Below are 19,124 nucleotides of genomic sequence, written 5' to 3' on the forward strand. Positions count from 1 at the left end.
TATATAACCGCCTGGCCCCGACAATACTGCGGGCAGGGGTTTCTCATGACCGACGCCGCAACCAGACATAGCATGTCTGGCGGTTTTCTATTAGAATTGGCTATTTGCGCAGCAGCGCACTGTACGCGCAACCTAGCAACACCAACCGGATGAGTTCTATGGAGCAAACCCCGCAGTCTCAGCTTAAACTCCTCGTTGCCAAAGGTAAAGAACAGGGCTACCTGACCTATGCCGAGGTGAACGATCACCTCCCGCAAGACATTGTCGATTCAGACCAGATCGAAGACATCATTCAGATGATCAACGATATGGGCATTCAAGTGGTTGAAAACGCTCCGGATGCCGATGACCTTATCATGGCTGAAGGTGGTACCGCCGATGAGGACGCTGCCGAAGCAGCGGCCCAGGCTCTGGCATCTGTTGAATCTGAGATTGGTCGCACGACCGATCCCGTCCGCATGTACATGCGGGAAATGGGTACCGTCGAACTGCTGACCCGCGAAGGCGAAATCGACATCGCCAAGCGGATCGAAGACGGTATCAACCAGGTACAAAGCTCCGTAGCCGAGTACCCTGAAGCAATTACTTACCTGCTCGAACAGTACGACAAGTACGAAGCCGAGCAGCTGCGTCTCTCTGACATCATCTCAGGCTTTATTGACCCGAACGAAACTGAAGATATGGCGCCTACCGCCACGCATATCGGTTCCGAACTCGGCGAAGACGATCTGGCCGACGAAGATGAAGAAGACGAAGAAGACGAAGACGAAGATGGCGACAGCTCTGACGACGACGGTGACGGTGGTCCGGATCCGGAAGTCGCTCGCGAGAAGTTTGGTGAACTGCGTGCCCAGTATGAAGTGACCCGTCTCTCCATTCAGAAGAATGGTCGCGCGCACGAAGATACCCAGGCCGCCATCGCCCAGCTGGCCGATGTATTCCGTCAATTCCGCCTGATGCCCAAGCAGTTCGATCGCCTGGTCAACAACATGCGTGAAATGATGGAGCGCGTCCGCGTGCAGGAACGCATCATCATGAAGCTCTGCGTTGAGCAGGCCAAGATGCCGAAGAAAACCTTCGTCGCGGCCTTCACCAACAACGAGTGTGAAACTGCCTGGTTCGAATACCAGAAGCAGGCTGGCAAAGCCTGGTCTCCTCGTCTGGTTGAAATGGACGAGGATATCCAGCGCGCCATCGGCAAGCTGCAGCAGATTGAAGAAGAGACCGGTCTGTCGATTGCCCAGATCAAGGATATCAACCGTCGCATGAGCATCGGTGAGGCCAAAGCCCGCCGTGCGAAGAAAGAGATGGTTGAGGCCAACTTGCGTCTGGTTATCTCTATCGCCAAGAAGTACACCAACCGCGGTCTGCAGTTCCTGGATCTGATCCAGGAGGGCAACATCGGTCTGATGAAGGCGGTAGACAAGTTTGAATACCGTCGTGGCTACAAGTTCTCGACCTATGCAACTTGGTGGATCCGTCAAGCCATTACCCGCTCCATCGCGGATCAGGCCCGTACCATCCGTATACCGGTACACATGATCGAGACCATCAACAAGCTCAACCGTATCTCCCGTCAGATGCTGCAGGAGATGGGTCGTGAACCGAACCCGGAAGAGCTGGCCATGCGCATGGGCATGCCGGAAGACAAGATCCGCAAGGTACTGAAGATCGCCAAAGAGCCTATCTCCATGGAAACGCCCATCGGTGATGATGAAGATTCCCATTTGGGCGACTTTATCGAAGATACCACCCTGGCTCTGCCAGCGGATGCGGCGACCAGCGAAAGCCTGCGCAACGCCACCCGCGAAGTGCTTGCTGGCCTGACCGCCCGCGAAGCCAAGGTACTGCGGATGCGTTTCGGTATCGACATGAACACTGACCACACCCTCGAGGAAGTGGGCAAACAGTTCGACGTTACCCGTGAGCGTATTCGTCAGATCGAAGCCAAGGCACTGCGCAAACTGCGCCACCCGAGCCGCTCGGAAGTGCTGCGCAGCTTCTTGGACGAATAGTCCTGACCCTGTGTCAAACTACTCTGCCAAAGCCCCGCCATGCGGGGCTTTGTTTTGTCTGGCATTTACCCTTGCGACCCGCTTTGCACCCTCTATCGACCTGGACAATTAGTCGCCAAGTGGTTGATATGCCTATAGACTGCCCTTTCCTCTTCCCCTATAATCCACGCCGCTAAACGCACAATTTGGCCCCTTAGCTCAGTTGGTCAGAGCAGTCGACTCATAATCGATTGGTCGTGGGTTCAAGTCCCCCAGGGGCCACCAAATTGAAAAAGGCCGCTCATGATGAGCGGCCTTTTTGCATCTACGTATCGAGCAATGCCCTGTGATGAGCTGGATGAGGTCATAGAAAAGACCCGCCATGGGCGGGTCTGGGCAGGGTCCGGATCAGGCGCCTCACTCAGAGACAAGGAACCTAATGCTGAGCCTCAGGTTTGCTCGTTGTTGCCGCGCTGGATGGACGAGCGACGCCCGGCGGGCAGCATCCGGGTAACCAGATTGCTGCGCTGACGCCAGGAGGTGAACACAACGGCCAGCAGATGCAGACCAATCAACCCCTGCAGCACCACCACGCACCACTCATGCCACTCGTCAGCCCCCAGTTCAAATCCCGTCTCGGTATTTTGAAACCAGCCGCTGCCAGCGGTGGCCAGCACAACCAGCCAGAGCGCCCACACGGCCAGCTTGCCGCTGCCGTGATGACCCGGTGCCGGAGGCTGCCGCTCACGCATCTCGCGCGCCTGCTGGCGAAAATCCTCCCCGCTGGGGATGAGGGCGCCGAGGCGAGCGTAGCCACGGGCGAAAGTGAGCCCCCAGAGCAGACGCAAGGAGATCAGCCCAATGGCGCCGTAACCCAGCCACTCGTGCCACTCCTCGCCCGCTTCGTTAACCCAGAGGTTGCCGATGCAGACCGCCACCAAGCCCCAGTGGGTCAGGCGAACCAGCGGATCCCAGCGAAAGGACTCACCCTTTTTGCTTGGCATATTTGTGGTACTCCTTCTTCAGGTCGTTGACCTTGGCCAGATGTTCGCGCGCCTTGGCCTCATCACCCGCCTTGAGTGCGGCCAGGCTGGCGTCCAGCTCGGTCTGTACCTCATTCATCCCTTCAAGGAATTTCTCTTTCTTGGCGGCCGGCATGTTCTTCTGCTTGGCCACATCCAGCTGGGCCTTCATCTCGTTGATGTGCTTCTCCATGGTGGCTGCATCATCAGCCTTGACGGCCTGCTTGTAGTTGAAGCCAATCTTCTTCATCGGCTGTTCCAGATCCCCCGCCACAGCAGGCAGGGTCATCAGGCCAAACATCAGGGGCAGCAGCAGGGGGCGGACGGTTTTCAACATGGGATTTCCTTATATAACGACATGCTCGAATTGTTAGGGGTACTTATGAATCCAAACAAGAATTCATCACCAGCATGATGCCATGACTCATGGTGAAACGTTTGTGAAAAATGCTGTTTTTTGTGGCAAATAGTGACAGGTATACCGCGCTTGTTTGCGCTTGGTAACTGATTGAACGCTGGTGACGCGCATCATGAGGATGGTTGAAAGCGGTAAACAGCGACAAAAAACCCCGCCGTAGCGGGGTCTGAATCAACTAGCCATTTGCTGGCGTCAGTTACTCCTGTTCGCGAGCAATGGCGCGCCAGCCGATATCCTTGCGGTAGAAGACGCCATCCCACTTGATGCGGCCAGCGAGCTGATAGGCACGCTGCTGAGCCTCTGCAACCGTATGGCCCAGCGCCGTGGCGCACAGTACACGACCGCCAGCGGTCAGGCTGGTATCGCCCTCCAGGCGGGTACCGGCATGGAACACCTTCTCTCCTGCCACTTCATCCACCGGCAAGCCGCTGATGGGGTGATTGGTACTGTAATCGCCGGGATAGCCTCCCGCCGCCAACACCACGCCGATGGCGGCGCGGGGATCATAGATGGCCTCTTTCTGATCCAGCTTGCCTTCGCAAGCGGCCAGGCAGAGCTCCACCAGATCGGATTGCATCCGCAGCATGATGGGCTGGGTCTCGGGATCACCAAAGCGGCAGTTGAACTCGATCACCTTGGGATTGCCTGCACCGTCGATCATCAGACCGGCGTAGAGGAAACCGGTGTAGACGTTGCCCTCGGCCGCCATGCCGCACACGGTCGGCATGATCACCTGCTCCATCACCTTCTGATGTACCTCGGCGGTCACTACAGGCGCCGGGGAATAAGCCCCCATACCGCCGGTGTTGAGGCCGGTATCACCGTCGCCAACCCGCTTGTGATCCTGACTGGTGGCCATCGGCAGCACGTGCTCGCCATCGACCATGACGATGAAGCTCGCCTCTTCCCCCTCCAGAAACTCCTCGATCACCACCCGGGAGCCCGCTTCGCCAAAGGCATTGCCGGAGAGCATGTCGCGCACCGCGTCTTCCGCTTCCTGCAAGGTCATGGCGACAATCACCCCCTTGCCCGCCGCCAGACCATCGGCCTTGATGACGATGGGGGCGCCTTTCTCACGCAAGTAAGCGAGTGCTGGCTCCACTTCGGTGAAGTTCTGGTACTCGGCGGTCGGAATGGCGTGACGGGCCAGGAAATCCTTGGTGAAAGCCTTGGAGCCTTCCAGCTGGGCAGCGGCAGCGGTCGGGCCAAAGATGGGCTGACCGGCGGCGCGGAAGGCATCCACCACCCCTTTCACCAGCGGCGCTTCCGGCCCGACGATGGTGAGGCCGACCTGCTTCTCTTTGGCAAAGGCCAGCAACCCTTCGATATCGGTCGCCTCGATGGCGACGTTCTCGACACCCGGCTCAAGCTGGGTGCCTGCGTTGCCCGGCGCTACAAAAACGTGACGTACCAGTGGGGAGTGTTTGGCCTTCCAAGCCAGGGCGTGTTCGCGGCCACCGTTGCCAATGATCAGTACTTTCATCGTATCGCTCGCTTCTATTTGTGGTCACTGGACGGCCTCTCTGGCCGTTAGTCAGCGGAAATAGTCAGTTGAAAAGAGACAACAAAAGGGCCGCCATCGGCAGCCCCTGACCCATCAATGACGGAAATGGCGCATGTTGGTGAACACCATGCACATGCCGTGTTCGTCGGCGGCATCGATCACCTCCTGATCGCGCATCGAACCACCCGGCTGGATCACGCAAGAGATACCGGCCTGCGCGGCAGCATCAATACCGTCGCGGAACGGGAAGAAGGCATCGGAGGCCATCACGGAGCCCGCCACGGTCAGCCCTTCGTCCGCAGCCTTGATACCGGCGATTTTGGCCGAATAAACACGGCTCATCTGGCCTGCACCGACGCCGATGGTCTGGCCATCTTTGGCGTAGACAATGGCGTTGGATTTGACGAACTTGGCCACTTTCCAGCAGAACAGCAGATCCTGTAGCTCGGCCTCGGTCGGCTGGCGCTTGCTGACCACGGTCAGGTCACCCAGCGTCACCATGCCGAGATCCCGCTCCTGTACCAGCAGGCCGCCGTTGACGCGTTTGAGGTCAAACCCTTGCGCCGGAGCCGTCCACTGACCGCATTCGAGCAGACGCACGTTCTGTTTGGCGGCGACCGCATCGCGGGCCTCCTGGCTGACGGTCGGGGCGATGATCACTTCGACAAACTGGCGGGCAACGATAGCTGCCGCAGTGGCGCCATCCAGCTCGCGGTTGAAGGCGATGATGCCGCCAAAGGCGGAGGTGGGGTCGGTCTGGTAAGCGCGATCGTAGGCACTCAGCAGGTCGTCACCGATGGCCACACCGCAGGGGTTGGCATGCTTGACGATGACGCAGGCCGGCTCGTCGAACTCCTTAACACACTCCAGCGCCGCATCGGTATCGGCGATGTTGTTGTAGGAGAGCGCCTTGCCCTGCAGCTGGACAGCGCTGGAGACGGAACCCGGCGCGGCATGCTCCTCGGCATAGAAAGCTGCAGCCTGATGGCTGTTTTCGCCGTAACGCATGTCCTGCTTCTTGATGAACTGGCTGTTGAAGGTGCGCGGGAAGCGGGACTCCTCGTCACCCTCCTTGTTGTCACCGTAGGAAGGAACCATGGTACCGAAGTAGTTGGCGATCATGCCGTCGTAGGCAGCGGTGTGCTCGAAGGCTTTGATCGCCAGATCGAAACGGGTCGCCAGTTTCAGGCTGTTACCGTTGGCATCCATTTCGCGAATAACCCGATCATAGTCGGCAGCTTTTACGACGATAGCGACATCTTTATGGTTTTTGGCGGCAGAGCGCACCATGGTCGGGCCGCCGATGTCGATGTTCTCGACCGCATCGGCCAGGGTGCAGCCTACTTTGGCCACGGTGGCGGCGAAGGGGTAGAGGTTGACGACGACCATGTCGATGGGGGAGATAGCGTGCTGAGCCATGATGGCGTCATCCTGATCCCGACGGCCGAGGATGCCGCCATGAACCTTGGGATGCAGGGTCTTGACCCGGCCATCCATCATTTCAGGGAAACCCGTGTAGTCGGAGACCTCGGTCACCGGCAGACCCGCCTCGCCAAGCAGCTTGGCGGTACCGCCCGTGGAGAGCAGGGCAACACCACGCTCGTTGAGTGCCTTGGCAAATTCCAGAATGCCAGTTTTGTCAGACACACTCAGCAGTGCACGGCGAATGGGTCGAGCTTGTTCCATCACACTATCGTCCTCAACATAACGGGGACCGTTCCATGGGAGGCGAGGCTCAACACAGAGAGTCCCCAAATAAATGGAAGTGGGGGATTTCGCAAACCACTCTCGCCCCGACATCCGGCAAAAGCGTTTTAGGAAATGCCCGCTTGGTGCGGCGCTCTGTTATGGGCGCGTATTCTACACAAAAAATGTGACCTGTGGTGGATTTTTTGAAACAGCAAAGCCTTATTTGGCGCGGCGTTAAACGTTTTCCAATTGATTTTCTCGAAACGTTTGCACTTTCAGTGTTTTATGGGAAAAAGGGTCGCCAGGAGATGTTTATCTGCCCCTTTTATGCCCTTGGCTGGCAATCCATGGGCAAAGGGGTGATAGTGGATTCCGGTTTTTGTGGCGGCATACATTCAAGGGGAGAGAGAGCATGTATCGGATCGGTGAACTGGCCAAGGCGTGCGGGGTCAAGGCAGATACCCTGCGTTTTTACGAGAAGAACGGGCTTATCTCACCGGGGATCCGCAACGAATCCGGCTACCGTCTCTACAGCGAACAGGACAAGCGGCGGCTGGAGTTTATTATCCGCGCCAAGTCGGTCGGATTCTCGCTGGCCGATATTGGTGAGCTGCTCGACCTCGATACCAACAAGGCCAAAGTCACCTGTCAGGAGGTGAAAGCAGTGGCCGACACCAAGCTGGCCCAGGTGGAGCAGAAGATCATCGAACTGACCCGCTTTCGCGACAATCTGCGCGAGCTCTCCAATATCTGCTGCGGCGGGCCGCGCTCGGCCGAGCACTGCGCCATCCTCGAGACGCTGGAATCTGGCGCCCCGGCCCATCATGAGCATCACAGCCACGACCAGCATGACCCGGTTCACGGCTGACATGGTATGCCTGACTGAGCGTGCCTGGCTCAGTGTGACTGACTCGGCGCGCCCGACGCATTGCTCCGGCGGCGATTTGGTGACAAAATCGCCGCGTTTTTAACCGGTGCAAGTGCATCCGGTTGCCGGGCGCTAGCCTGAACAGGCGCCCGCAGTGAAAACCGCCATCCAGACACAAGAATCAACACACCAAGAGAAAAGAAGAGGAGTCATCATGGCCAAGATCCGGGTCGACCAACCCGCCCTCCCCCGTGAGGAAAATGCGCAAGGGGGCCACTATGCCCATCAGCGCGGCGAAATAAAGGATAACCATCTGCACGCCCTGCTCTCCGATCCCCTGTTTCGCAGCCGGGTCGAGCGCAACAAGAAGGGCAAGGGGAGTTACCAGCGCAAAGCCAAATTCGGCAAGCGGTGGGAGCCCGGCCAACAGCAGATGATCCGCGTCTGCTGCTGAGCGGTTTTCTACCGACCAAAACAATCAGGGCGCCATTGGCGCCCTGATTGTTTATGTTCTCTGGTGTGATAGCTCCCAATACTGGGGCTAGAAGGCTGCCAGATAGTAACCATTTATTTTCTGTTGAATGCCACACCAATCGAGGCTGGACTGTTTACCTTGGATAATCAGCTCGTTCTTACCATCATCGCGCAGGTAGAAATGGTGGTTTTCACCACGTCGGTCCACAGCTTGAAAGTAATAGTCACTTTGCCAACCGAGCTGCTCGTTACGCCACAAAAGGAACTCACCTTGCTCATAGGTCACTGTCACTGACTTGGCCTTGGCTATCGCTGGACATAGCAGTGCCAGCTGGCCAAACCTCTGTTTAACTGCATCAGTACGATCGACTCCGTCATTATTGCCACGCAGGCTGATATTAACCTGCTGCTTGGTCGGCATAGCTAAATAGGCAACACCGCTACCAACTAGCGCGATCACCCCCAATACAGCCCAACCAAAGCCGTTTATCTTTGTCATCTCCGCTCTCTTTTGCTGTAACTCACTGGTGTACTGCCCTCAAGGTAATGACACATATCAGCCTCAAATAGAAGAAGGTTCGCCAACCACCGCTCACTCATCCATAAAGAGTTCGAGCAATACGTTCAGATAGCGATGGCCGAGGGAGGTGAGCTGCCAGCTATCCCCCAAATCCTCGATCAGCTCCTTGCTCTGGGCGATGGCGAGCATCGTCTCCACCCGCTCCAACGGCAAGCCGGTATAGGCCTCGAACTCTGCCTTGGGAGCCGGTTCGAACAGCCGGAAGCGGTTCATAAAGTATTCGAGCGGCAGATCGTCTGCCGTCACCTGCCACTGCTCGTCCAGATAGGGGCGGCTCTTGTCCAGATACCCTTTCGGATGCTTCACCTTGGCGGTGCGCAGGATCTGTTGGTTCGCGAGATCGGTCACTTTGCCGTGGGCGCCACAGCCAATCCCCAGATAGTCGCCGAAACGCCAGTAGTTGAGGTTGTGATGGCACTGGTAGCCCTCTTTGGCATAAGCCGAGATCTCGTACTGGCGATAACCGCTGGCGGTGAGCATGGCGTGGCCCTGCTCGTAGATATCCCACAGGGTGTCATCTTCCGGTAGCCGCGGCGGCTTGGAGGCAAATGCCGTGTTCGGCTCTATGGTGAGCTGATACCAGGAGAGGTGCGGCGGTGCGCAGTCGATCGCCTGCTGCAGGTCATACAGCGCATCATCCAGACTCTGATCCGGCAGACCGTGCATCAGATCCAGATTGAAGGTGGGCAACTTGATGGCGTGGGCCAGTGCGGCGGCTTTGCGGGCCTCTTCCGGGCCGTGGATACGGCCGAGGCGGGTCAGCTTCTCCTGCTGGAAGCTCTGCACGCCGATGGAGATGCGGTTGATGCCAGCGCGCTGGAAACCGGCAAACTTGTCTGCCTCCACCGTGCCCGGATTGGCCTCCATGGTGATCTCGCAATCTGCGGTGAGCGGAATGCGGGCCCGCACCCCGTCCAGCAAGGCTTGCATCGCCTCCACCGTCAGCAGGCTGGGGGTGCCGCCGCCGATAAAGATCGAGGAGAGCAGCCGCCCCTGCGCCCACTTCAGATCCTGATCCAGATCCTCCAGCAGGGCGGCGACATATTCGAGGTGAGGCAACTCCCCCTTCTGGGCATGGGAGTTGAAGTCACAATAAGGGCACTTCTGGACGCACCAGGGCACATGAATATAGAGAGAGAGCGGCGGCAGTTGCAGCATGGGGCTTCCAATAAAACGGGGGCTCAAGGCCCCCATTGTAGATGACTATGTGTGATTGACCGTGTGTAACCGACAAGGTGGCGAAGTGACTCAGTGCGCCGCAGCCAGCGCCGCTTTGAGCTTGGCCAGCGCCTGACCGCGATGGCTCAGCTGGTTTTTCAGCTCGGCGGGCATCTGGGCGGCGGTGCAGTCGTGATCCGGCACGAAGAAGACCGGGTCATAGCCAAAACCGTGCTGACCGCGCGGCTCGTCGATGATCATCCCTTCCCAGCTCGCCTGACAGATGATGGGGGTGGGATCGTCAGCGTGGCGCATATAGACCAGCACACACCAGAAGCGGGCGCTCTTCAGGTACTCGGGGGCACCTTGCAGCTCGCCGAGCAGCTTCTCGATATTGGCCTTGTCACCGGCACCCACACCGGCAAAACGGGCGGAGTAGACGCCGGGGCGCCCTTGCAGCAGATCGACTTCCAGACCGGAATCATCGGCCACGGCGGGCAGACCGGTAATGCGGGCGGCGTGGCGGGCCTTGATGATGGCATTCTCGACGAAGGTGGTGCCGGTCTCATCGGCATCGGAGACCGCAAACTCGCTCTGTGGGATCACCTGGATCTTCATATCGGCCAGCATGGCGGCCAATTCCTTCACCTTTTTCTGGTTACCTGTTGCCAGGACAAGCTTGTTCATCGAGCACCTCCGCAAAAATAATCTGCGCATTCTATGCGGCGCAAGCGTTTAGTAAAAGCGTCAATTACACCCGCTGTGATGGGGTTACGGGGGATTTGCCGCCATCGAATAACCAGCTTTTTAATACATGTTTCCATAATGGAATAACCAAAGTGATTAAATACCATTTCTATTCATTACTGTGAGTCAGTAGACTCGCGCCCCAATTCATTAACTTGGCTGACTAAAGAGGTGACAGATGCCATTGATACTTTTACTCGTACTACTGGTGCTGTTCAGTCCGCTGGCTATCGACATCTACCTGCCCGCCATTCCGCAGATGGCCGAGCAACTGGGCGCCGAAGTAACCCTGATGCAGGGCACCATCACCTGGTTCCTGTTCAGCATGGGGCTGGGGCAACTGCTTGTTGGCCCGCTGGCCGATCGCTACGGTCGCAAGCCCATCGCGCTGGGCGGTGTGCTGCTCTATGGCCTGAGCGCGCTGGGGGCCGGTTTTGCCGCCAGCCTCGGCGAATTGATGCTGGCGCGAGTGCTGCAGGGCTTTGGCGCCTGCGCCACCTCGGTCGCCGCCTTCTCGGTGGTACGTGACAGCTACGGCCCGAAAAAGAGCGGTCAGATGATCTCCTATCTCAATGGCGCCATCTGCTTTATCCCAGCCCTCGCCCCCCTGCTCGGTGGCTGGCTCACCGCCAAGGCGGGCTGGTCTGCCAACTTCTGGTTTATGGCCGGTTATGCGCTCATCGTCGGCAGCTGGCTGATATGGCGGATGCCGGAGACCCGCCCGGAGGAGACCCGCAGTGAAGGAGCCCTCATCAGCTGGTCCCGCTACAGCCCGGTGCTGCGCTCCCCCAGCTTCCTGTTCAACGCGGCGCTGTGCATGCTGGCGATGGCGGTGATCCTCGCTTATGTCACAGCCGCACCGGTGCAGCTGATGGTGAAACTGGGGCTCGATATGAGCGGCTTTAGCTACTGGTTTACCGCCAACGCAGCCCTCAACATCCTGGCCTGCTTCATGGCGCCGCGCTTTATCGCCAAGGTGGGGCCAAGACGCACCCTGCGCATCGGCCTGCTGGTGTTGATGCTCTCGGCCATCACCCTGACTTTGGCCATGCACATCGAGCATCCGCTGGCGATGATGGGGCCGGTATTCCTCTCCAGCATCGGCTTTGCCATGATTCTGGGCTCGGCCGCCGGGATGGCGCTGGCACCGTTCGGCCACTGCGCCGGTACCGCAGCGGCCCTGCTCGGCCTGTTCCAGATGAGCGGCTCCGGCGCGTTGGTTGGCCTGACCGGCGCCCTGATGCACGACCCGCTCAGCCAGCTGGCACTGCATATGTGGCTGCTGCTGCCGCCTCTGGTGATGCTGATGACCCGGCGCGGCCGCCGCTTGTGTTTGCAATAAATCCTGTGCTCTGATGGGCACACTCAGGGGGCCATCGGCCCCCTTCTCGTTTGTATCGCCTTTACAGCATATGGCCATCCGGCAGATTGCCGGCGATGGCAACCCCACTCACTCGATGTCAGCGGAGAACTCCCGATGAGCCACACACTCAACGCAGCCCTGGTGGGCTATGGCTTTGCAGGCAAGACCTTCCACGCCCCCTTCCTCTCCACCACGCCGGGCTTGTCCCTGAGTTGGGTAGTGAGCCGCGATGCCGCCAAGGTGCAGGCCGATCTGCCCGGCTGCCGGGTCGGTTCACTGGAGGAGGTGCTAAGCGATGAGACCGTCGATCTGGTGGTGATCGCCACCCCCAACGACACCCACGCTCCTCTGGCCCGCCAGGCGCTGCTGGCAGGCAAACATGTGGTGATCGACAAGCCCTTTGCACTGGATCTGGCCGAGGCGCAAGCGCTGGTCGAGCTGGCCGAAAAGCAGCAGCGGCTGCTCAGTATCTTCCACAACCGTCGTTGGGACGGGGATTTCCTTACCGTGCGCCGTTTGATTTCCGAAGGGACGCTGGGGCAGATCGCCCAGTTCGAATCGCACTTCGATCGCTATCGCCCCGAAGTCCGCCAGCGCTGGCGCGAAGCGGGTGGCCCGGGTTCCGGACTCTGGTTCGATCTCGGCCCCCACGTGCTGGATCAGGCATTGCAGCTGTTCGGCCAACCTGACTGGTTGCAGGCCGATCTGGCCGAGCAGCGTCCCGGCGCACTGGCGGACGACTACTTCCATGTGGTGCTGGGTTACGGTGCTCTGCGGGTTATTCTGCATGGCAGCTGTCTGGTTTCAGCCACCATGCCGCGCTTTGTCATTCACGGCAGCCAGGGCTCGTTCGTGAAATTCGGTATGGATGTGCAGGAAGATCAGCTCAAGCAGGGCTTGCGGCCACCGGCGGCGGATTGGGGCATGGATAGCGAACCCGGTCAGCTCAGCCGCATTGTCGATGGTCAGTTAAAGCAGCAGAGCGTGGTGGGTGAGGCGGGGGATTATGGCGCCTACTATCGCGGTGTCTGCGCCGCCATCAAGGGCGAGGCAAGCAACCCGGTGCCAGCAAGTGAAGCGCTGGCGGTGATGGCGCTACTGGATCTGGCCCGTCAGAGCCACCTTGAGGGAAAACGGCTGCCCTGTCAGAAGCTGTCTGACTAAGGTACGGGTCATCGGCCGCACTTGATCAACCTTGACCTTGTTAAACCGCCACAAGATGGCAGCAAAGTGGTGTTTTATTGTGCAATAAGCACCATTTAACGGCATCTTGTATTGATATCAGTCGTTGCAGTGGAGCTTTTTATCCACGGCACGAAAAAATGTCATTGTGATATCCGTTTTCATCGGTAACTAATGGGGCTATATTGCGCCCGCCTGCTGCCTCCCGGCTTCTTGTTTCAATACCGGGCAACGGTGGGCGCTGTGATGGTTGCACAGACCATCTCTCCATATTTATTTGAGGGAATGCACATGAACAAAGTACTGGTAGCCGGTATCCTGGGTCTGATGTTGACTGCTTGCGGTCAGAAAGAAGAAAAAGCTGCCGCTCCTGCTGCTGCTCCGGCCGCCGAAGTTGCTGCCACTGTAGAAAAAGCCGCTAGCGAAGCCACCTCTACCGTAGAGAAGGCCACCTCCGAAGCGACTGCAACCGTAGAAAAAGCTGCTACCGAAGCCGCTACCAAGGTTGAAGCTGCAGTGAGCGATGCCAAGGCCAACTAAGCCTGCACCTCATTCGAAGACGGGTCCGAAGGCAACTTCGGGCCCGTTTTTTTATCTGTCGCTCAGGGGGCCGGATTAATCAGCGAGGTGAGGATGTGATCCTCCCAGCGACCATTGATCATCAGATACGCCCGCGCGAATCCCTCCCGCTCGAAGCCGAGCCGCTCCAGCAAGGCGCCACTGCGCTGATTGGCTGGCATATAGCAAGCCATGATGCGATGCAGATCGTGCTCCCGAAACAGGTAGTCGATGGCGGCTGACAGCACCTCTCCCATCACCCCCTGCCCCTGATGCTGCTGGTCGATGGCATAGCCCAGATGACACGCCTTGAAGACGCCCATCAGGATATTGCTGAAGTTGCAGGTGGCGATCACCCGTTCGCCAGCCGGATCGAGGGCCACCAGATTGACGCCGGTGCCGTTGAAGAACTGGCTGTAGCTGTCCTGCAGCCGGGCATGCCAGTAAGAGAGTGTGTAAAACTGCTCGTCCCGAAGCGGCTCCCAGGGGGTGAGATGGTCACGGTTGCGCCGGTAGAAGTCGAGCATCATGGGGGCCTGATCCGGCGACAGTATGGTCAGGTGGGTGCGGGCCGTCTTGATATGTGGCAGCGCCATCAGGACTCCCTCTGCCTTAACCACTCATCGCGCAGCAAGCTGTAGTGGGCATGGTCCACAATCCGGTTGCCCAGTCGCTCTGCGCGCCGGGTCACCCCCTCCAGCTGCATCCCGAGCCGTTCACAAACAGCCCTGCTGGGCTCGTTATCGGTGGCGGCGCTGATCTCCACCTTCTCCATCCCCATCTCCTCGAAGGCGTGGTGGATCAGGGCCTGACAGGCCCGGGTGATGATGCCGTTACCCTGCCAGCGCTCCGCCAGCCAGTAACCAATGACCACCTTGCCAAGGTCGTGATCGATGCTGTTGTAACCGATAACCCCCACCACCTCCCCCTGATACTCGATGGCAGTGGTTAGCCCCTCACCGCGGGCGAACTTCTCGATGGCACTGCGAATGAAGAGGGCGCTGTCAACGGGGCGCTGGATCAGTGGCGGCCAGGGTAGCCACTGGGAGAGGTACTCCCGGTTGTCATTGCAGAGGGCAAACAGTTCGCTCGCCATATCGGGCTGCAAGAAGAGCAGCGCAAGCTCGTCGTCCAACTGCCATGAAAACATGGAATTCTCCTTTCAAATCAGTGTTCAAATCGCGAACCAGCACCCAATGTAGCCAATCGCCACTGGCCGCGCCAGTCACTTTTACGGCCCTCCTCCGGCAGGCTTCGCAGAGGGTAACTGCGCACGAACTATCCTCCCTCAAAAGAGGAGGGTGGGTGTCTGAAACCGGATAATACTCTCCACATGACACCAATAAATACCCCCGAACGGCACTTTGGCAGATCCTGCTACCCCTTTGTGCTGCGCTGTCACTTTTGACAGGGGGCACTTTCCCCCACCGGCACTAGCTTCAAAACGCCCGACCTTCGGTCGGTTTATCAACCTCATCGATTTAAGGAAAGAAGAGATGAATAAAATTTATCTGGCTGTTGCGCTGGCCTGCTGGGGAAGCGCCGCACTGGCGGCGCAAGAGGTAGAGATCAACATAACGGCAAACGGCATCCGGGCCATGACCGGCCTCAGTGCCGCGAGTGGTACCTTGCAGCTGGAAGATGGCGAGTTTCGTCAGGTGCGGGTGGTCAAGCTGCCCAACGGCCAGCAGCGGATCCGCTACGAGCAGGTCTGGAACGACATCCCAGTAATGGGTCAGGTGGTGGTGGCTGACAAGAGCCTGAACGGCCAGCTGCATCAGGCCAGCGGGCGCATGCTGCGCCAGATCGATCAGGATGTGGCAAGTCCGGTCGCCACCCTCTCGCCACAGGATGCCGCCAGCAAGGCCAAGGCGGGCAGCAAGGGGAGCAACGAGCAGGTCAAACTCTACGTGATGCAGGATGAGAACGGGCTGGCCCGGCTGGTTTATCAGGTCTCCTTCATCGCCGAAGGTGACAAGCCGAGCCGCCCCTTCGTCATTCTTGATGCCCAGAGCGGTGAGGAGCTCAAACGCTGGGAGGGGATCAACCACAAGGACGCCAGCGGCCCGGGGGGCAACATCAAGACCGGCAAATATTTCTACGGCACCGATTTTGGCCCGCTCATCGTGGATGACAACTGCCGGATGACCAGCCCCAACGTCGATACCATCAACCTCAACCACGCCACCTCCGGCGGGGCCATCCACCAGTTCACCTGCCCGGAGAACCGGGTCAAGGAGATCAACGGTGCCTACTCGCCCCTCAACGACGCCCACTACTTCGGCAACGTGGTGTTCGACATGTACCGCAACTGGTACAACACGGCGCCCCTCACCTTCAAACTGAAGATGCGGGTTCACTACAGCAAGAATTACGAGAACGCCTTCTGGGATGGCAGCCAGATGACCTTCGGTGACGGCGCCACCACCTTCCACCCGCTGGTGAGCCTCGATGTGGCGGCCCATGAGGTGAGCCACGGCTTCACCGAGCAGAACTCCGGATTGGTCTATTCGGGACAATCCGGCGGCATCAACGAGGCCTTCTCCGATATGGCGGGGGAAGCGGCAGAGTTCTACATGAAGGGGAGCAACGACTGGCTGGTCGGCGCCCAGATCTTCAAGGGCAACGGCTCCCTGCGCTACTTCGAGGATCCGACCCGGGATGGCAGATCCATCGGCCATGCGGCGGATTATCGGGAGGGGATGGATGTACACCACAGCTCAGGGGTCTATAACCGCGCCTTCTACCTGCTCGCCACCAGCAGTGGCTGGAACACCCGCAAGGCATTTGAAGTGTTCTTGCTGGCCAACCGCCTCTACTGGGGCGCCAACACCAACTACCAGCAAGGGGCCTGCGGCGTCAGCCGGGCGACCGCCGACCTGGGTTACAGTCAGGCGGATGTGGCACGGGCCTTCCAGACCGTCGGGGTCGATGCCAGCTGCGGCACCACGCCGCCACCGAGCGACAACGTGCTGCAAAACGGCGTGCCGGTGAGCAACCTCGCCGCCAGCAAGGGTGGCAAGCTCAACTACACCCTGAACGTACCTGCGGGCACCAGGTCGCTGCAGATCAGCAGCAGTGGCGGTACCGGTGATGCCGACCTCTACGTCCGCTTTGGCAGCGCCCCCACCAGCAGCAGTTACGACTGCCGTCCCTACAAGGGAGGCAATAACGAAAGCTGCTCGTTCACCAATCCCAAGGCGGGCACCTGGCATGTGCAGCTGTCAGGGTTTTCCGCGTTCAGTGGCGTAACCCTCAAGGCCAGCTACTGACCCACCCGATGCGGGCCTTGTCCCGCATCGCTCTACTCATTGCGCCACCGTTTCGCCAGCGTGCGAGCGGTGGCCAACACGGTTTCCCTAGCCGGGTTGGGCCGCTTGCCACCGCGCCACGCCATCATCACATCCCAATGCTCCTGCGGCAGATTGCGCACATCGAGCCTGACCAGCCGCCCCACCTCCAGATCCCGCTTGATGGCCAGCTCCGGCATCAGGGTGATAAACCCGTGTTCCAGCGCCAGATCCCGCGCCGCACTGGCGGGCTGCACCGCATGCAGGGGGCTGGCGGCCCGCCGCAGCCGCCGCAACTGCTGGATAAAGACGTCACACCCCGGCCCCCATACCTGAGGCGCCAGCCGCTGGTCGGCAATATCCTCCAGGGTGAGGCCGTGACAACCGGCCAGCGGATGCAATGGCGAGGCGATAGCGATGATGGGGGAGCAGCAGAGCAGCTCCATCTGCAGGCCCGCAACCGGCGGACGCTTGAGCACAAAGCCGATATCGGCCTCCCCGGTCAGCAGCGACTGCATGATCTCGCCGGAGTGATCCGTGGTGCAGCGGATTTCGAACGGCTCATCCACCAGCTCCATCAATAGCGAGCCAAACACCACCGAAGTGAGGGATGGCAGGCTGGAGAGACGGATACATGGCAGTGCTGGCGCCCCCTGCAGTGCCAGTCGCCCTTCGCTCAGAGTGGCCAGCGCCGAACGGGCGGCAGGGAGAAACTCCTCGCAAGCACGGGTCGGCGTCACCCCGCGTCGATGACGCTGAAACAGCGGCGCCCCGAGGCTCTCCTCCAGCTGGGCAATCCGCTGGCTCACCAGCGGCTGTGACCAGCCACGAATGGCCGCCGCCTGACTGAAGCTGCCCAGCTCGGCCACATCCAGCAGCAGTTGCAGATCGTCCAAATCCATAGACATAAATAATCCTGATATGAAATATAGGTAGTTGTCGTCTACCACTATATCTAAACCCTCTCCAGAATGAAGGTATCTGTGAATGAGAGGGCGTTATGGTCGATAGGGCGAGGTTTTGGGGACGCTGGTTTCTGGCGCTGGATACCACACTGGTGATCCTGGGTTTCTTTGTGGTGATGCCGATGATCAGCCTGCGCTTCGTCGATCAACTCGGCTGGGCCGCCGGTCTGGTGGGGCTGGCCCTCGGCCTGCGCCAGCTGACCCAGCAGGGGCTGGGGATCTTCGGCGGTTCGCTGGCCGACCGCTTTGGCGCCCGCCCGCTCATCGTCACCGGCATGTTGCTGCGGGCGGTGGGCTTCGCCACCTTGGCCTGGGCCGACAGCGGCGCCATGCTGATCTTCTCCTGCTTCCTCTCCGGACTCGGCGGTTGCCTGTTCGACCCGCCACGGGCGGCACTGGTGATCAAGTTCACCCGTCCCCATGAACGGGGCCGCTTTATCTCCCTGCTGATGATGCTGGAGAGTGCGGGAGCCGTCACCGGTGCCCTGCTAGGCAGCTGGCTGCTGCGCTTTGACTTCACCTATGTCTGCCTGCTGGGCGCCGGACTCTTCACCCTGGCGGCTCTCTGCAACTGGACCCTGCTGCCCGCCTACCGCCTCTCGGTCAAACCGACTCCGATGCGGGAAGGGTTGGGGCAGGTGCTGGCAGATCGCGCCTTCTGCCGACTGGTACTGATCCTGAGCGGCTACTACATGCTGTGGGTACAGGTGATGCTGATTTTCCCCATTCTGGTCAAGCAGCTCTCCGGCACCACCACGGCAGTGGGCTGGATGTACAGCCTGGAAACGGCGCTATCACTGGCGCTGCTCTACCCTATTGCCCGTTTCAGCGAGCGGCGCTATCGGCTGGAGAGCCGGCTGATGACGGGTATCCTGCTCATGACGGTGGGGATCGGGCTGGTCGCCTTCGTCAGCACCCTCTCCGGCATCTTCGTACTGCTGGCCTGCTTCTATCTGGGGATCATCATCTGTGAACCGGCCCGGGAGACCCTGATGACCCGGCTTGCCAACCCCACAGCCCGCGGCAGCTACATGGGCTTTAGCCGCCTCGGACTGGCGCTGGGAGGCATGACCGGCTATGTGGGCGGCGGCTCCCTCTATGACTTCTCGCTGCAACAGGGACAACCGGCCCTCCCCTGGCTGGTGCTGGGCACCATAGGCGTGGCCACCATGCTGCTGCTCGCCCGCTGCTTCTCCCGCCGCCCGGAGCTGGCTATCAGAGCCGCCGCCTGACGACCGCCCCACCTGCGGCAGCCCAATCAACGGGGCTGCCGCTCACCTCATATTCTGCAAGTCATCACAGCAAAAGGTTG

General features: G+C 59.5%; 18 protein-coding genes and 1 tRNA gene. 9 read left to right on the forward strand and 10 right to left on the reverse strand.

The window, feature by feature from the left end; genetic code table 11:
- The first annotated feature begins 119 nt into the window (after positions 1-119).
- Both rpoD and ACB042_RS11265 read left to right on the forward strand, forming a co-directional pair.
- A complete protein-coding gene (gene rpoD, locus ACB042_RS11260; RefSeq protein WP_263718854.1) occupies positions 120-2,015 on the forward strand; it encodes an RNA polymerase sigma factor RpoD in 1,896 nt (631 codons plus the stop codon).
- Positions 2,016-2,202: 187 nt separating this feature from the next.
- A tRNA-Ile gene (locus tag ACB042_RS11265) sits at positions 2,203-2,279 on the forward strand.
- A gap of 164 nt (positions 2,280-2,443) precedes the next feature.
- On the opposite strand, the gene ACB042_RS11270 is transcribed toward ACB042_RS11265, so the two are convergent.
- From ACB042_RS11270 to purH, 4 genes are all read right to left on the reverse strand, one after another.
- Positions 2,444-2,998 (reverse strand): cytochrome b/b6 domain-containing protein, encoded by a 555-nt coding sequence (locus ACB042_RS11270; protein ID WP_371178427.1) that lies wholly within the window; start codon positions 2,996-2,998, stop codon positions 2,444-2,446.
- Complete coding sequence (locus tag ACB042_RS11275) at positions 2,979-3,353, reverse strand: cytochrome b562 (RefSeq protein WP_005349056.1); 375 nt, start codon at positions 3,351-3,353, stop codon at positions 2,979-2,981. Before ACB042_RS11275 ends, ACB042_RS11270 begins: the two co-directional genes overlap by 20 nt.
- Before the next feature lie 277 nt (positions 3,354-3,630).
- Positions 3,631-4,917 (reverse strand): phosphoribosylamine--glycine ligase, encoded by a 1,287-nt coding sequence (gene purD / locus ACB042_RS11280; protein WP_160880932.1) that lies wholly within the window; start codon positions 4,915-4,917, stop codon positions 3,631-3,633.
- A gap of 114 nt (positions 4,918-5,031) precedes the next feature.
- Positions 5,032-6,624, reverse strand: a complete 1,593-nt coding sequence (gene purH / locus ACB042_RS11285; protein ID WP_371178428.1) for a bifunctional phosphoribosylaminoimidazolecarboxamide formyltransferase/IMP cyclohydrolase — start codon at positions 6,622-6,624, stop codon at positions 5,032-5,034.
- A 415-nt stretch (positions 6,625-7,039) separates the two neighbouring features.
- On the opposite strand from purH, the gene zntR reads away from it, so the two are divergent.
- Complete coding sequence (gene zntR / locus ACB042_RS11290) at positions 7,040-7,495, forward strand: Zn(2+)-responsive transcriptional regulator (protein WP_005341244.1); 456 nt, start codon at positions 7,040-7,042, stop codon at positions 7,493-7,495.
- Between the two features lie 214 nt (positions 7,496-7,709).
- Positions 7,710-7,949 carry an alternative ribosome-rescue factor A gene (locus tag ACB042_RS11295; RefSeq protein WP_100654533.1) on the forward strand — a complete coding sequence of 80 codons (240 nt, stop codon included), beginning with the start codon at positions 7,710-7,712 and terminating at the stop codon, positions 7,947-7,949.
- An 87-nt stretch (positions 7,950-8,036) separates the two neighbouring features.
- Here the strand turns inward: ACB042_RS11295 and ACB042_RS11300 are convergent, their stop codons facing one another.
- The 3 genes from ACB042_RS11300 to rdgB all read right to left on the reverse strand — a co-directional run bounded on the left by ACB042_RS11300 (position 8,037) and on the right by rdgB (position 10,394).
- Complete coding sequence (locus ACB042_RS11300; protein WP_005358103.1) at positions 8,037-8,468, reverse strand: hypothetical protein; 432 nt, start codon at positions 8,466-8,468, stop codon at positions 8,037-8,039.
- Positions 8,469-8,561: 93 nt separating this feature from the next.
- On the reverse strand, positions 8,562-9,707 hold the full coding sequence (gene hemW, locus ACB042_RS11305) for a radical SAM family heme chaperone HemW (protein ID WP_371178429.1): 1,146 nt from the start codon (positions 9,705-9,707) through the stop codon (positions 8,562-8,564).
- A 90-nt stretch (positions 9,708-9,797) separates the two neighbouring features.
- Positions 9,798-10,394 carry an RdgB/HAM1 family non-canonical purine NTP pyrophosphatase gene (rdgB, locus tag ACB042_RS11310; protein WP_005340539.1) on the reverse strand — a complete coding sequence of 199 codons (597 nt, stop codon included), beginning with the start codon at positions 10,392-10,394 and terminating at the stop codon, positions 9,798-9,800.
- 238 nt (positions 10,395-10,632) lie between these two features.
- On the opposite strand from rdgB, the gene ACB042_RS11315 reads away from it, so the two are divergent.
- The 3 genes from ACB042_RS11315 (at position 10,633) to ACB042_RS11325 (ending at position 13,539) form a co-directional block, all read left to right on the forward strand.
- Positions 10,633-11,796 (forward strand): multidrug effflux MFS transporter, encoded by a 1,164-nt coding sequence (locus ACB042_RS11315; protein WP_371178430.1) that lies wholly within the window; start codon positions 10,633-10,635, stop codon positions 11,794-11,796.
- Positions 11,797-11,931: 135 nt separating this feature from the next.
- Positions 11,932-12,981 carry an oxidoreductase gene (locus ACB042_RS11320; protein WP_371178431.1) on the forward strand — a complete coding sequence of 350 codons (1,050 nt, stop codon included), beginning with the start codon at positions 11,932-11,934 and terminating at the stop codon, positions 12,979-12,981.
- Positions 12,982-13,290: 309 nt separating this feature from the next.
- Positions 13,291-13,539, forward strand: a complete 249-nt coding sequence (locus ACB042_RS11325; protein WP_005340533.1) for a hypothetical protein — start codon at positions 13,291-13,293, stop codon at positions 13,537-13,539.
- 62 nt (positions 13,540-13,601) lie between these two features.
- Here the strand turns inward: ACB042_RS11325 and rimJ are convergent, their stop codons facing one another.
- A complete protein-coding gene (rimJ, locus tag ACB042_RS11330; protein WP_159162922.1) occupies positions 13,602-14,153 on the reverse strand; it encodes a ribosomal protein S5-alanine N-acetyltransferase in 552 nt (183 codons plus the stop codon).
- Entirely contained in the window at positions 14,153-14,707 is a 555-nt protein-coding gene (locus tag ACB042_RS11335) for a GNAT family N-acetyltransferase (protein WP_005340529.1), read from the reverse strand. Before ACB042_RS11335 ends, rimJ begins: the two co-directional genes overlap by 1 nt.
- Before the next feature lie 346 nt (positions 14,708-15,053).
- On the opposite strand from ACB042_RS11335, the gene ACB042_RS11340 reads away from it, so the two are divergent.
- Positions 15,054-16,829, forward strand: coding sequence for a M4 family metallopeptidase (locus ACB042_RS11340; protein ID WP_371178432.1), 1,776 nt, complete (start codon positions 15,054-15,056; stop codon positions 16,827-16,829).
- Positions 16,830-16,861: 32 nt separating this feature from the next.
- On the opposite strand, the gene ACB042_RS11345 is transcribed toward ACB042_RS11340, so the two are convergent.
- Positions 16,862-17,755: a LysR family transcriptional regulator gene (locus ACB042_RS11345; protein WP_005340524.1), complete on the reverse strand. Its 894-nt coding sequence runs from the start codon at positions 17,753-17,755 to the stop codon at positions 16,862-16,864.
- Between the two features lie 92 nt (positions 17,756-17,847).
- On the opposite strand from ACB042_RS11345, the gene mdtH reads away from it, so the two are divergent.
- On the forward strand, positions 17,848-19,044 hold the full coding sequence (mdtH, locus tag ACB042_RS11350) for a multidrug efflux MFS transporter MdtH (RefSeq protein WP_265784085.1): 1,197 nt from the start codon (positions 17,848-17,850) through the stop codon (positions 19,042-19,044).
- The last annotated feature ends 80 nt before the right edge of the window (positions 19,045-19,124 follow it).

The sequence above is a fragment of the Aeromonas sp. S13(2024) genome (genome assembly GCF_041402405.1).
Classification (GTDB): Bacteria; Pseudomonadota; Gammaproteobacteria; order Enterobacterales; family Aeromonadaceae; genus Aeromonas; species Aeromonas veronii.